This is a genomic window from Flavobacterium sp. AED (assembly GCF_000812945.1).
In the GTDB taxonomy this organism is placed as follows: Bacteria; Bacteroidota; Bacteroidia; order Flavobacteriales; family Flavobacteriaceae; genus Flavobacterium.
In genome coordinates this window covers 151,566-164,433 of sequence record NZ_JSYM01000001.1, presented here as the reverse complement: position 1 = coordinate 164,433, position 12,868 = coordinate 151,566, and the positions used below count along the sequence as shown (strand labels likewise).

Annotated in this window: 15 protein-coding genes, 1 tRNA gene and 1 pseudogene; 11 read left to right on the top strand and 6 right to left on the bottom strand. The window is 30.4% G+C overall.

Features of this window, described 5'->3' with window-relative positions:
• The first annotated feature begins 23 nt into the window (after nt 1–23).
• The 6 genes and pseudogenes from OA85_RS00725 (at nt 24) to OA85_RS00705 (ending at nt 3,045) form a co-directional block, all read left to right on the top strand.
• Complete coding sequence (locus OA85_RS00725) at nt 24–269, top strand: hypothetical protein (protein ID WP_039107414.1); 246 nt, start codon at nt 24–26, stop codon at nt 267–269.
• Nucleotides 270–444: 175 nt separating this feature from the next.
• Nucleotides 445–885 (top strand): KTSC domain-containing protein, encoded by a 441-nt coding sequence (locus OA85_RS00720; protein WP_039107412.1) that lies wholly within the window; start codon nt 445–447, stop codon nt 883–885.
• Nucleotides 886–1,050: 165 nt separating this feature from the next.
• On the top strand, nt 1,051–1,293 hold the full coding sequence (locus OA85_RS00715) for a hypothetical protein (protein ID WP_039107410.1): 243 nt from the start codon (nt 1,051–1,053) through the stop codon (nt 1,291–1,293).
• Nucleotides 1,294–1,615: 322 nt separating this feature from the next.
• The gene (locus OA85_RS00710) at nt 1,616–2,386 is read left to right on the top strand and encodes a DUF4369 domain-containing protein (RefSeq protein WP_039107409.1); all 771 of its coding nucleotides are present in this window, start codon (nt 1,616–1,618) and stop codon (nt 2,384–2,386) included.
• Nucleotides 2,387–2,404: 18 nt separating this feature from the next.
• Nucleotides 2,405–2,791 (top strand): annotated as a pseudogene (locus OA85_RS17750) (TlpA family protein disulfide reductase); the annotation flags it as partial.
• A 173-nt stretch (nt 2,792–2,964) separates the two neighbouring features.
• Nucleotides 2,965–3,045, top strand: a tRNA-Tyr gene (locus tag OA85_RS00705).
• A 144-nt stretch (nt 3,046–3,189) separates the two neighbouring features.
• Here OA85_RS00705 and OA85_RS00700 read toward each other — a convergent pair.
• Both OA85_RS00700 and OA85_RS00695 read right to left on the bottom strand, forming a co-directional pair.
• Nucleotides 3,190–3,879: an SIMPL domain-containing protein gene (locus OA85_RS00700; protein WP_039107408.1), complete on the bottom strand. Its 690-nt coding sequence runs from the start codon at nt 3,877–3,879 to the stop codon at nt 3,190–3,192.
• 54 nt (nt 3,880–3,933) lie between these two features.
• Nucleotides 3,934–4,572: a rhomboid family intramembrane serine protease gene (locus OA85_RS00695; protein ID WP_039107406.1), complete on the bottom strand. Its 639-nt coding sequence runs from the start codon at nt 4,570–4,572 to the stop codon at nt 3,934–3,936.
• Between the two features lie 115 nt (nt 4,573–4,687).
• Here OA85_RS00695 and OA85_RS00690 point away from each other — a divergent pair, with 115 nt between their 5' ends.
• Complete coding sequence (locus OA85_RS00690) at nt 4,688–5,560, top strand: lysophospholipid acyltransferase family protein (protein WP_039107405.1); 873 nt, start codon at nt 4,688–4,690, stop codon at nt 5,558–5,560.
• A 97-nt stretch (nt 5,561–5,657) separates the two neighbouring features.
• On the opposite strand, the gene OA85_RS00685 is transcribed toward OA85_RS00690, so the two are convergent.
• Nucleotides 5,658–7,145 (bottom strand): aminotransferase class V-fold PLP-dependent enzyme, encoded by a 1,488-nt coding sequence (locus OA85_RS00685; protein ID WP_039107404.1) that lies wholly within the window; start codon nt 7,143–7,145, stop codon nt 5,658–5,660.
• 210 nt (nt 7,146–7,355) lie between these two features.
• Here OA85_RS00685 and OA85_RS00680 point away from each other — a divergent pair, with 210 nt between their 5' ends.
• From OA85_RS00680 to OA85_RS00670, 3 genes are all read left to right on the top strand, one after another.
• Nucleotides 7,356–7,949 carry a hypothetical protein gene (locus tag OA85_RS00680; RefSeq protein ID WP_039107402.1) on the top strand — a complete coding sequence of 198 codons (594 nt, stop codon included), beginning with the start codon at nt 7,356–7,358 and terminating at the stop codon, nt 7,947–7,949.
• A 171-nt stretch (nt 7,950–8,120) separates the two neighbouring features.
• The gene (locus OA85_RS16935) at nt 8,121–8,540 is read left to right on the top strand and encodes a DM13 domain-containing protein (RefSeq protein WP_052257100.1); all 420 of its coding nucleotides are present in this window, start codon (nt 8,121–8,123) and stop codon (nt 8,538–8,540) included.
• A 10-nt stretch (nt 8,541–8,550) separates the two neighbouring features.
• Nucleotides 8,551–9,453, top strand: a complete 903-nt coding sequence (locus OA85_RS00670; RefSeq protein WP_231557052.1) for a hypothetical protein — start codon at nt 8,551–8,553, stop codon at nt 9,451–9,453.
• A 72-nt stretch (nt 9,454–9,525) separates the two neighbouring features.
• Here the strand turns inward: OA85_RS00670 and OA85_RS00665 are convergent, their stop codons facing one another.
• The 3 genes from OA85_RS00665 to OA85_RS00655 all read right to left on the bottom strand — a co-directional run bounded on the left by OA85_RS00665 (nt 9,526) and on the right by OA85_RS00655 (nt 12,036).
• On the bottom strand, nt 9,526–10,107 hold the full coding sequence (locus OA85_RS00665) for a porin family protein (RefSeq protein WP_039107398.1): 582 nt from the start codon (nt 10,105–10,107) through the stop codon (nt 9,526–9,528).
• Between the two features lie 23 nt (nt 10,108–10,130).
• Entirely contained in the window at nt 10,131–10,901 is a 771-nt protein-coding gene (locus OA85_RS00660; protein WP_039107396.1) for a membrane metalloprotease, read from the bottom strand.
• A 91-nt stretch (nt 10,902–10,992) separates the two neighbouring features.
• The gene (locus tag OA85_RS00655) at nt 10,993–12,036 is read right to left on the bottom strand and encodes a hypothetical protein (protein ID WP_039107394.1); all 1,044 of its coding nucleotides are present in this window, start codon (nt 12,034–12,036) and stop codon (nt 10,993–10,995) included.
• Between the two features lie 260 nt (nt 12,037–12,296).
• On the opposite strand from OA85_RS00655, the gene OA85_RS00650 reads away from it, so the two are divergent.
• Entirely contained in the window at nt 12,297–12,812 is a 516-nt protein-coding gene (locus OA85_RS00650) for an RNA polymerase sigma factor (RefSeq protein ID WP_039107392.1), read from the top strand.
• The last annotated feature ends 56 nt before the right edge of the window (nt 12,813–12,868 follow it).

Here is a 12,868-nt window from a genome sequence, read left to right as displayed (position 1 = left end):
GAATTATTTTAAATAAATTGATTATGACCAAAGCTTCTGAAGAAAGAATGTTACAAAAAGGTGTTTACACCGGAATTATGGAAAAAGATGAAAACAACAACTTTTTTTGTGGTGAATATCTTTTAGATTATAAAATGGCTCAAAAACATGCTATTGGTGATTGGATTACCATTAAAAGCATAATAGAAAATCCAAGCGATATTAGTTATAATAAATATCCAAAAAAGTCAAAAAACTTTGACAAAGCAAATAATAAACCACAACAATAACCTCTTAATGTGTTGTTTAAACTTCTATAAAATCAAAAAAAGGATTGCTTTTTTTGATTTTTTTTTAGTCCTAAACTAACAAATTTAAAAAAAAGTGTACCTTTGCAAAAAATTTGTCGATTTTGAAATCAAATTATATTGATTTTATATTAAAAGACAAGTAGTTACCTTATTTATGAAAAAAATAGTTGAATACCGCAAACTACTAAATGTAGAAAAAACTGCTGAGCTTAAAGATTTAAAAACGATTTATCGTAATGCGATGAAAGAAGCGCATCCTGACAAATTTCAAGGAAATGATGAAGGATTAAAAGCTGCAGAAGAAAATAGTAAAAAAATTATTGAAGCTTATCACTTTCTGGTAAGTATCAATCCTGAAACTATAAAACAAAATTTACCGGAATACACTGAAACTATTTCAACTTCCACTATCACGGATTATAAATTTGTTGAAGGTAGATTGATTATCAATTTTTCAAATGGAAGCGTTTATGAATACATTAGTGTTCCTAAAGCAACTTATGTGAAAATGGTAAATGCTGATTCTCCTGGGAGATTTGCTAAAAGACATATCCTTAACTCTTTTACATGGAGAAAAACTCTTAATCAAGACTAGTTTTTTTTTCAATAAAAACACATGAGCATCCTATAACAGGGATGCTTTTTTATTTTAAAACAGTTTATTTATATTATAAAAATGAAAAAAAATAAGCTTGCTTAATATACTTATATTTAATAATTTAGCGATTCTTAGTAATTATAAACCTACAAAGTAAAAATTATGAATGATCCTTGTCAATTATTTAAATCCCAACATAAAAAAGCAAAAGAAACTCTAGATGCCCTGGAACAAGAAAAACAACAAATAGAATTAAATCTTGAATCGAATCCAATATCTTCTGATTTAAACAAAAAATTGAGAAAAATCAATTTAGACATTAAGATTACTATGAATGAATTAGAACATGCCGATTATAGTATTGAAAAGTGTGAAATTAAACATATCAATCCAAAAAAAAAATAATCCTTAGGCATGATTAAATCTAACTTAATAATTTATATTCTGCCTGGTCTAGATATTTAATTATGTTAACTTCCAATTCCTGAACTTTAATTTTATCGTTAATAAAGATATTAACAATCAACAAATTATATATTTTATTATTTAGAAATAATAATTTAAAAAAGTTTCAAATTAGGTTTACTACAGTAATTCAAATTATTTTATTTTTAATGGTCCTAAATACTTATTAAGAATAAAAAATTATAACAAAAATTTAGGTAGTAAAATTATATATAATTTATAATTTTAAATACTTTTGCACACTTAACTTAATTAACTAATAATGAAAAAAATAATTTTATTCCTTTCGGCTGTTGTAATGCTGACTTCTTGTACCAAAGATAAATACACCATTTCTGGAACTGCAACTGGATTTGAAAATGGAAAAACAGTAATTCTAGAAACGCCAAATGAAAATGGTAGTGGTTTAACTGCAATTGATACCGTAAAAATTGAAAATGGTAAATTTGAAATTAAAGGAAAAGCTGTAGAGCCTTCTTTTCACACAATACAAGTAGAAGGAGTTCAAGAAAAAATACCTTTTATTTTAGAAAATGGAGATATTACCATAGTTGTAAACAAAGATAGCATACAAAAATCTAAAGTATCTGGAACTTATAACAATGATGAATATGTTGCTTTCAATCAAGAAATCACTAAAGTTCAAAAGAAATTAATGGATTTTCAGAAGAAAAACATGCAAGCAATGAATACTGCTCAACAAACTAAAGATACGGCCGTAATCAATGGATTGATGAAAGAATTTGGCAAAATTCAAGAAGAAGTAGGTACAGCTTCTAAAGCTAAATATGTAACCTATGCTGAAACACATCCAAAATCATTCATTTCTGCTTTAATAATCCAAGGAATGCTTAATGACCCAAGTGCTGATACTAAAAAATCAGAAAAAATGTACAATAGCTTAGAAGAGTCATTAAAAAATACAAAACCAGGTAAAGCCATAAAAGCTAAACTTGCTGAAATGAAATCTCCTTCTGTAGGTGCTGCTGCCCCTACTGCTCCATCAGCTGCTCCTGCTGTTGAAACTAAATGAAGAGCAGATTTTTCTGGACCTAATCCTGATGGAAAAGTAATTTCCCTGAAAGAATGTTTAGGAAAAGTTACAATAGTTGATTTTTGGGCATCTTGGTGTGGACCATGTCGCAAAGAAAATCCAAATGTTGTTGCTATATATAAAGAATTACATGCTAAAGGACTTAACATCGTTGGTGTTTCTTTAGATAAAGATGCTAAGGCTTGGAAAGAAGCTATTGCAAAAGATAAATTAACTTGGAATCATATTTCCAATTTAAAATTTTGGGATGAGCCTATAGCTGCTCAATATAAAGTTCAATCTATTCCTGCTACTTTTATTCTTGATGCTTCAGGGAATGTAGTAGCACAAGATTTAAGAGGAGACGAATTAAGAGCAAAAATTATAGCGCTTTTGGCAAAATAACTTCCTTCAATTGAATAAAACAAAAAATCTCCCTAGTGGAGATTTTTTTATTTTATTCAATACCAATACTTTAAAAATAATACTAAAATTAAGTGTAAATATAGTTTGGAAACTTCAAAACAGTTTATATATTTGCACCCGGTTAGCACAATAAGCAATGCTTGTTGAGTCTTGGGGAGATACTCAAGCGGCCAACGAGGGCAGACTGTAAATCTGCTGTGTAAACTTCGCAGGTTCGAATCCTGCTCTCCCCACTAAAACTCTTCAAGCAATTGAAGAGTTTTTTTTTTAGTAAATAAAATTCTGTAAAAGTCTAGATTTAATATTATTTCAAAAAAAAAGTCCCGTCTCATTTTTAGAATGACACGGGACTTTTCAATTTATGATTTTTACTATTTCTATTCTAAAATAAAACTCACACTAACATTAGCAGTAATATTAATTTCACCAACTGCAAGCGTTTCTCTTGGAGCCTGCGCATCGCTCATTTCCATTTTCATGGCAGCATATCGAATAGGTTGTGGATAATAGGTTTGAGAGTTATCAGAGACTGTCATCGCACGCCCCACTTTTTGACCTAAAACTGAAACATAGTCCTCTGCTTTTAGTTTAGCTTCTTTCATAGCTAATTTTCTTGCCTCTGATTGATATTGTGCTAATTTTGAAGATTGAAAGGTAACATTATCAATTCTATTAATTCCTTCGTCTACCAATCCTTCCATCAATTCGTCATATTTTGATAAATCTTTCAATAATATTTCGATAGTTTGTGTAGCATTATAATTGTGTTTCTTTTTTTCATAGTCATATTCTGGATTTAGAGAAACACGTTGGGTATTATAATCCGCCGGAGCCAAGTTCATTTTTTTTATAAATTTCAAAACGGCTTCAATCTTTTGATCATTTTGCTTCTTAACATCTTTGGCATTATTTCCTTTTGTTTCAATAGTAGCTAATATTGTTGCTTGATCCGGAACAACCTTTACTTTCCCTTCTCCATTTACACTTATTTGTGGAACTTGCTTAACTTCTTGCGCATATGACATAGACATGAACATGATAGATAGAATTAGTACAGCTTTTTTCATCTTAATTTTATTTTAATTGTTTTTTGTTGTAATTCTCTTTCAAAAGTTATGCCATTATAGTTTTCCCATTTTTTCCATCACAAAAAGAACAACAATAGGAATAGCCAGTAATACCACCATTAAAGTATGATCTACGAATAATTGAGGTTCTTTTATAAGTGTAATCAAATATCCGCCTACAGCACCTCCAAAATGGGCCGTATGACCAATGTTATCATTCTTAGCTTTCATACCGTAGATAGAATACAATAAGTATAAAATTCCAAAAAGATAAGCAGGAATTGGAATAATGAAAAATATCCCTAACATCATATCAGGTTGTAATAATATTGCTGAATATAAAACTCCCGTTACTGCCCCCGATGCACCAACAGCTCTATAACTATAATCGTTTTTATGAAAAAGCATGGTCAACAAACTTCCAAAAACTAAACTCCCAAAATAAACTAACACAAACGAGATACTACCTAAATATTCGATAACAACTGGTGCAAAAAAATAAAGCGTCAGCATATTAAAAATCAAATGCGGTAAATCAGCGTGAAGAAAACCAGATGATACCATTCTTATTTGTTCGCCTGAACGAATACTTCCAACATGAAATTCGTATTTTCTAAAAAAGGAAAGATCATTAAATCCCTTGTAACTAATTAAAATATTTACAACAATTATTGCAATTAAAATGACATTCATAAAGTTTGTTTATTGTGAATCGTAAATATAGTCATTCTCAAATAGCCATACAGTTACTAATCAAAATTTATACGGATGTTCATTTTTGCATTATATTTGCAAAAAAAATTACTGCATGCAATTTCTTATTTTTATTATAGCGTATCCTTTTCTTTGGATTGTTTCTATTCTTCCTTTTCGAATTTTCTATTTATTATCTGATGCTATTTATTTTTTAGTCTATTACATCATTGGCTACCGAAAAAAGACAGTAAGAGCAAATCTAGCGATGGCATTACCTCATCTTAGCGATGAAGAACGTCTTATTATAGAGAAAAAATCCTATCAACATTTATGTGATATGTTTCTTGAAATGATTAAAACCATGACCATTTCATCTGAAGAAATGAACAAGAGATTTACAATAACAAATCTGGAAGTAATTAAAGAATATGAGAAGAAAGGAAAAAGCATAATGCTTTTGGCTTCTCATTATGCGAGTTGGGAATGGTTGATTACCCTTAACCAAAAAATAACATACCAAGGTGTAGGTGTTTATAAAAAAATAAATAATAAATATTTTGATAAACTCATTAGAGATATTCGATCAAAATACAATACACAATTAGTTGTCACCAATAAAACTATTCCATTGATTGCACAAAACCAAAGAGAAAATATTCTTTCTGTATATGGTTTAGCCAGTGATCAATCCCCAAAAGCCGATAGAATATTTCATTGGGACTCTTTCATGGGTATTGAAGTTCCCGTTCACACAGGGGCCGAAATGTTAGCCAAGAAATATGATTTGAATGTAGTTTTTGCAAAAGTAAAAAAAATAAAAAGAGGCTATTATCAAGCAACATTGATTCCTATTACTGATAATCCTAAATCAATTCCGGATTTTGGGATTACACATACTTTTATTCAAGAAGTCGAAAAGCAAATCCTTGAAGCTCCTGAATATTATTTTTGGACACATAAAAGATGGAAACACAGAAAAAAATAATTTCTTGAAAATAAAAAAAATCATTTATTCAAAAGCAATGTAGTTTTTGAATAAATGATTTTTTTTGCTAAAGATTTAATTCACTAGAACCTCCGTATTATAATGAAAACCAGTTTTTTACCAATTCATCTTCTAAAGATTGTGCTTGTTTGTGTACAAACTCATTTGTAGTTGAATTGTAATTATAGTCTAAAGCCCAAATTTTATGGTTTTCAGCCAATGCTTTAATTCCATTACAAACAAATTCAATTTCGGCATTAGTGGTTGTAGGATGAATTGACATTCTAATCCAACCCGGTTTTCTAATTAAATCACCCAAGGTAATTTCATCAATGAGTTTATGAGAAGTTTCCTGATCTACGTGCAGTAGAAAATGTCCATAAGTCCCCGCACAACTACAACCGCCACGAGTTTGAATTCCGAATTTATCATTCAATAATTTTACTCCCAAATTAAAATGTAAATCTTCTACAAAGAAGGAGATTACTCCTAACCTATCTCGATGCTGACCGGCAAGAATTTTAATATTTGGTATATGTCCAAGAGATTCAAAAACAAAATCAACGATTTCATGTTCTCTTTTCAAAATGTTTTCAATTCCCATTTTCTCTTTTAACTGAATCGCAAGAGCCGTTTTTATCACCTGAAGAAATCCTGGGGTCCCACCATCTTCCCTATCTTCAATATTATCAATGTATTTATGTTCTCCCCAAGGGTTAGTCCAACTTACCGTTCCTCCGCCTGGACAATCCGGAACCAAATTTTGATATAATTTTTTATTAAAAACCAAAACCCCCGAAGTTCCTGGTCCTCCAAGAAATTTATGGGGAGAAAAGAAAATTGCATCCAAATAACTTTCCGGATCTTCAGGATGCATGTCTATTTTTACATACGGCCCTGAACAGGCAAAATCAACAAAACAAAGTCCGTTATGTTGATGCATTAACTTTGCGGCTTCGTGATAAGGTGTTCTGATTCCAGTAACGTTTGAACAAGAAGTGATAGAAGCAATTTTGAAGCTTCTGTCTTTATATTTTTCTAATAACACTTGTAGATTTACAATACTGAATAATCCATCTTCAGTGGATGGAATTACTTCAACATCAGCAATAGTTTCTAACCAAGACGTTTGATTAGAATGGTGTTCCATGTGCGAAATAAAGACAACAGGTCTCTTTTCGGCAGGAATAGTAATAAAATCCTTCAAATTTTCTGGTACTTTCAAACCCAAAATACGTTGGAACTTATTGACAACACCTGTCATTCCCGTTCCATCAGTGATTAAAACATCATCATTATTAGCATGTACATGATGTTTAATAATATGTCTAGCCTGATGATAGGCTTTAGTCATAGCAGTTCCAGAAACTGTAGTTTCAGTATGGGTATTGGCCACAAAAGGACCAAACTCATTCATCAATTTCTCTTCAATAGGACGATACAAACGACCACTCGCTGTCCAATCCGTATAGATAATTTGCTTTTGTCCGTAAGGTGATTCAAACTCTTGATTAATTCCAATTATATTCTCACGAAACTGTTGGAAATAAAGTTCTAACTGAGTTGGCTTTTCGATAGTGGTCATCATTATTTAATTTGAATCAAAGATATTATTATTTTATTGAATTTATAATTTGAAGTTTGTTATTTCTAAGTTTCGGCTATTTTTTTAAAGATTTCAGAATAATTTTTATTGTCAATGAGGTTTCCCGTAAAGTAATAATAAACAAAGGAAATACTTTTGTAAAAGAAATAGAAATCAATCCAATATTCATCAATAAATACCACAAAAATTATGAATGATAACAGCGTATTAGAAGAAAAACTACATCATTTATCAGAGGACGAATTAACTCAATATATTTATAACAATGTAGACTCATTAACGATACCAACTTTCAGTGCTTTAAAAAAAGAAATTGCGATAAGAAAGGATTTACCCAATGAAGTTAAAATGTTGATTGGAAATATTCAAGATTTAAGAAATCAAAATTTTATTAATGAGATATTCCCTTATCTCTATTCTAAAAACAAGAAAATAAAAACTGTTGAAGATTTGATAACCGATTTGAAAAAAAATGAAATTTGCGAACCCGATATTGATTCATTATTAAACCAGTTACCTGAAATTATTGAAAATAATACTACCCAATCAAATCCTGAAAATTCATTAAAAATATTTGGACTATTATTTTGTATCATTATCACTATAATATCCTTTAATCTTTTCGCAACATCGGGTGTGGTTATTTACATAATTTCTGCTCTTACCGTACTTTACATCATTTTTAATGGAAATGATTATTCTCGTATCAATAAATTAAAAATAAACATCGAGTCCTATTTAGAGAATATGAAACACGTTTCTAAAACAGAGTCCAAATTATAAAATAATACCCGTATTTTTTGTTTCCCAAAAAAACAATAAAGCTTAATAATACAGCTCAAAATCATCTTTTATATAAATTCCCACAAAATGTAAAGTAGCTGACAAAATATGATTTTGATTCATTTTAAATTTGAGTAATCAATTCCGAATGAATTAAAATCATATTTGACTATGAAAAAACTTGTTTTTATACTCCCGCTTTTTCTAATTCTATTTTCTTGCGAAGTCGAAGGCGATTTGACACATAATCCTGAGTTAAGCACTACAATTCCTGAAAGTACACCTCCTATCTTTATAGGTGATTTCACTCCAACTTCAGGAATAACCGTTACCGGTTCAGCTAAAATTTATTTGAGTACCGATAAAAATGAAGTACAATTAGAAAACTTTAGCATTTCTAATGGACCTGATTTAAAAGTATATCTTTCTAAAACAACTACACCTTCGGATTTTGTGAATTTAGGTAATTTAACTTCCGCAAGAGTGTATATAATTCCTTCACAAGTTGATGTTTCAGCCTATAAATATGTATTGATTCATTGTCAGCAATACAATCATCTTTTTGCAATAGCACAATTATCTAAAAATTAAAACCAAACTCATGAAAAAATTACTATTTAGTGTTGCTATTGCAATATTTAGCAATACGCTATCCTATTCACAAGGTTGCAGTGACGCTGGCGTTTGTTCCATTGGGCATAGTTTTCAAACATCAGAGAAAGAATTCAAAAATGGGATTGAAATAGGAAGTATTTTTGGCGCTGGAGAAGCTGATGTTACTTATTTTTCACCTTACATAACCTATACAAGAACTGTGAATGAACGATTGTCACTGAGTTCTAAAATCACATATTCAGTTGCAAACGGAAGTTTTGGTAAACGAGGCGCTTTGGGTGATGGGTATTTGATTGGGAATTACAATTGGAATAAAAAAACGAAAACACAATGGAGTACGCTATTGGGATTTAAAATACCTTTTACCAGTTCGAATCAAAAAATTAATGGCTTTTCTCTTCCATTAGATTATCAATCGAGTTTAGGAACTTTTGACTTGATTGTTGGTGCTAATCTCAATTATAAAAAATGGGATTTTAATACTGGAATCCAAATTCCTGTTTTTAATAACAATAAAAATTCCTATTTCAAGGAGTTTTCTGATACAAATGATTTTCCTTCCACTAATTTATTCGAAAGAAAATCAGATGCTTTATTCCGCACTACTTATACGATTCAAACAACTAATAAAAAATTTACTTTCAAACCTAATGTGCTATTCATTTATCATTTAGGAGAAGACAATTTTGAAAATGCTTTTGGAAAAAGGGAAACCATTATAGGCTCCGATGGATTGACTATTAACGGAAATTTGATTGGTGCGTATAGGATTAATTCTAAAAATAGTCTTGAATTATCATTGGCAACACCATTTGTTGTGAGAACTATTAGACCTGACGGATTGACCAGAGAATTTACTGCTGGGTTAATTTATAAAATCTCATTTTAAGCTTACTTTCAAATATATTTAAAAAAAATGCCCAAGAAATTCTTGGGCATTTGAATTTTATTGTTTGCAAACTTATAAATCAAAACCTACTGAAAATTGCCAAACTCTGTTTTTAGCTTTCCCGTCATCATATAAATCTCCTAAACCTAAATGGTAACGTACACCTAAACTTACTCCAGAATCGGTTTTAAAACCTCCTCCAAAATTAACTCCCCAATCAAAACTATTAGGATCATACTGTTGTGAACTGCTAAAAAGACCATCATATTCTTCTTTATGCGAAACAGCTAATCCTATTTGTGGTCCTGCTTCTAAAAAGAAGTTTTGGGAAGGATAAGCTTTCAGCATTAGCGGTAAATTGATATAATTCAGTTTTTGGGTAAAAGTCCCACTGCTATTTGTAATTACATATCCTTGTTGAGAATATAACAATTCAGGTTGGATAGAAAAGCTTTCACTTATAAATTCCTCTCCATAAATACCTACGTGAAAGCTATGTCGTTGTTCTGTTTCTCCATCTCCATCAAAACTTACCGCAGCTAAATTATATCCTCCTTTTATACCGGCATTCGATTTATGCGTTGTTTTCATTTGTGCGTTTATTGAGAATACTATTCCCAAAAATAAAGCTATTGTCAAATGCTGCTTTTTCATAAATTTTCTAATTTTTTATTAAATTATTTTCCACCATTGGCACGAAGATCTGCAAGACATTGTGCATCCAGTTGTGGAGCTGAACCACCAGAAACCATATTAGCAATACCATTCCCAGTTTCGGAAGACCAATACATCAAGCAACTTTCTACATTACAATGTTTTGGATGTGAAGTATCTTCATGGTTACTTTGTAAAGGTGCTCCTAAATTAGTAAGCCCTAAAATATGTCCAAACTCATGGCTAATGACTGTAGTCTCTAATAAGCTTCTATTAGGCTCAAATGGACTATCGCTCAAACCTTGAACTGTCTGCTCATAAATAACTAAAGAGGTATTTCTATAAGCTGTACCCAAGACAACTGCAGTACTGGTGTCACTCGATGATTTCCCATCTGTAAAAAATAACCAAACTGCAATTTGATTTGATGTATTGAATTTTGTTCGGTTAGCATCTTCAATTGCTACAATTTCCTTGTCGGTAAAAGTTGCTTTACCAGTTGAAGGAATAGCTCTTTTTACAATACTTATTCCGTTTGGTTTATAAGTTCTGGCATTAAGAAAAGACACAAAATTATTAATTGCAGTTGTTGATGGTTCAAAGCCTTGAACGTAAACTACTTCTACAACCATGCTGGTAAACTTTTTATCCGATAATAAATCATTCGAAGAACTTCCGGTTGTTTGTTTATTAGCAACAGAATTTATAGTTTCACTAGTATTAAGAGCATCATCTTTTGAACAGGACACAAATAGCACCAAACCCATTATTAGAATTACAATTCCTTTTTTCATTATTCTCTTTTATATTATTAGTTTATTTTTAAAGAACAGCTACATCATGTTAAGTAGCTGCTCTTTATAAAAACACCAACTAAGATATAGCCTATATTTGTTTCAATACTAATGTAACTGCTGCATTAGTTGTACTTTGCAATGATATTGTTGTTGCAGTAAAACTTGTTACTTTCCAATTATTATTCAATAAAGCAAACGTAGCATTTCCTGAAAAATTTAGTTTTAGGAAAACATCTAATTCCGAACTTACCGCATAAGTCCCATTCACAGTTGTACTCAATAGATTTATGGCTGTTACTGATAAATTATTTGCAAAATCTACCGTGAAATCTTTGTAATTTGTTGCCGAGTTAACTCCTGCGCTTATAAATGAATCTACTTTAAACTTTCCATTAACTAAAATCGTTTCTAATTTTTTTGAATTTTCAACTGCTGCTTTCATCGTTGCTTCTGTCTTTAGAGATGCAGTAATAGCTGATTGCAATTCAGCATCACTTGAAACAGTTGATTTCGTTCCATCAGCAATTGTCACTGAAATTGGATAGCTTACTGAAAATAATTCCGTACTGCTTACATTAGACATATACGTATATAATTGTTGTTCGGATGTGATCACAATACTTCCTGTTTGTTGTAAACTTAAATTATACGTTAAAATTGTAATTGGGAAGCTAATATTTACTGAAGAAATAGCATCTTGGCCAGAAGCTTCCGCAGATGTACATGCATTAAGGATAGCATTATATTCTGTTTGATTATTAACAGTGGCCTCTGTATAATTACTTAATCTAACTCTTAAAGGAAATTGTAATACAACGGTATCTTGGTCATTATTTGACTGTCCAAAAATAGAAATAACTTGTTGGTAATCTAATTGACTAAAAATGGTAACCTGAACACCATTTACTTTAGCGGTAGCTGGTAATAAAATGGAAGAACATGATGCTCCATCCAAGAAATCATCAAAAGAACCATCATACATCGAAGTACGTTTTAGATTACTTGTTGTAGTTGAATTAGCCGAATTTGTATTTGGATTCTCTCCTTGTACGTCATTAACTTCACTTTGGCATGATGTAAAACCTAATATAGCCATCAATGCAATTCCTGTAACAATTTTTAATTTTTTCATAATTTTCAAATTTAATGTATTTTTATATTTACAAGCGATGTTTTTTAGCGCCTTTCTATTAGTAAGACAACTACGCTTATTTTTACCCTACCAAAAATTTAAAAAAAATATAAAATTTTACAAATAAAAACCATAAAACACTAACAATAAGCAAATTAAATTTATAGATATTTTTAATAAAAAAGCAATTCTAATTAACATAATTGCTTTTTGAAAAAATAATTTACATTTACAGCCTACAAAAAATGAATTAATACTCAATGAGCGACGAAAAAAGTACACTTTGCGAAGAAAATCACTTTAGAGACTTTTACTTAAAGCATGTCCAATCAGCAAATAATTTTGCGTATTACAAATGTGGTGATGATGAAGCTGCTTCAGATTTGGTACAAGATGCGTTTACCAAAATCTGGGAGAATTGTTCTAAAATTGATTTTAGTAAAGTAAAAACGTATTTGTTTACCAGCATCAATAATTTATTTCTAAATACTATAAAGCATCAAAAAGTGGTATTAAGGTACGCTAAAGATGCACCTAACTTTGATACGAATAATCAAAGTCCTGAATATTTATTCGAAGAAGAAGAATTCAAACAAAAACTCACTAAAGCTATCGCATCATTGAGTGAAGCACAGCGAGAAGTATTTTTATTGAATCGAATAGATGGAAAAAAGTACAGGGAAATAGCTGAATTACTCGATATTTCTCAAAAAACTGTAGAAAAAAGAATGTCTGGGGCACTACAAATATTAAAAGCCCAAATAGAAAATATATAAATTAGTCATTAAGCTGTAGGGTAATTTAAACGTTAGTTGTCTTATAAACATAGAGA

Bases quoted from the DNA above. Each gene is read 5' to 3' on its own strand.
- OA85_RS00725 (WP_039107414.1), top strand. From the start codon at position 24: ATGACCAAAGCTTCTGAAGAAAGAATGTTACAAAAAGGTGTTTACACC.
- OA85_RS00720 (WP_039107412.1), top strand. From the start codon at position 445: ATGAAAAAAATAGTTGAATACCGCAAACTACTAAATGTAGAAAAAACT.
- OA85_RS00715 (WP_039107410.1), top strand. From the start codon at position 1,051: ATGAATGATCCTTGTCAATTATTTAAATCCCAACATAAAAAAGCAAAA.
- OA85_RS00710 (WP_039107409.1), top strand. From the start codon at position 1,616: ATGAAAAAAATAATTTTATTCCTTTCGGCTGTTGTAATGCTGACTTCT.
- OA85_RS00700 (WP_039107408.1), bottom strand. From the start codon at position 3,879: ATGAAAAAAGCTGTACTAATTCTATCTATCATGTTCATGTCTATGTCA.
- OA85_RS00695 (WP_039107406.1), bottom strand. From the start codon at position 4,572: ATGAATGTCATTTTAATTGCAATAATTGTTGTAAATATTTTAATTAGT.
- OA85_RS00690 (WP_039107405.1), top strand. From the start codon at position 4,688: ATGCAATTTCTTATTTTTATTATAGCGTATCCTTTTCTTTGGATTGTT.
- OA85_RS00685 (WP_039107404.1), bottom strand. From the start codon at position 7,145: ATGACCACTATCGAAAAGCCAACTCAGTTAGAACTTTATTTCCAACAG.
- OA85_RS00680 (WP_039107402.1), top strand. From the start codon at position 7,356: ATGAATGATAACAGCGTATTAGAAGAAAAACTACATCATTTATCAGAG.
- OA85_RS16935 (WP_052257100.1), top strand. From the start codon at position 8,121: ATGAAAAAACTTGTTTTTATACTCCCGCTTTTTCTAATTCTATTTTCT.
- OA85_RS00670 (WP_231557052.1), top strand. From the start codon at position 8,551: ATGAAAAAATTACTATTTAGTGTTGCTATTGCAATATTTAGCAATACG.
- OA85_RS00665 (WP_039107398.1), bottom strand. From the start codon at position 10,107: ATGAAAAAGCAGCATTTGACAATAGCTTTATTTTTGGGAATAGTATTC.
- OA85_RS00660 (WP_039107396.1), bottom strand. From the start codon at position 10,901: ATGAAAAAAGGAATTGTAATTCTAATAATGGGTTTGGTGCTATTTGTG.
- OA85_RS00655 (WP_039107394.1), bottom strand. From the start codon at position 12,036: ATGAAAAAATTAAAAATTGTTACAGGAATTGCATTGATGGCTATATTA.
- OA85_RS00650 (WP_039107392.1), top strand. From the start codon at position 12,297: ATGAGCGACGAAAAAAGTACACTTTGCGAAGAAAATCACTTTAGAGAC.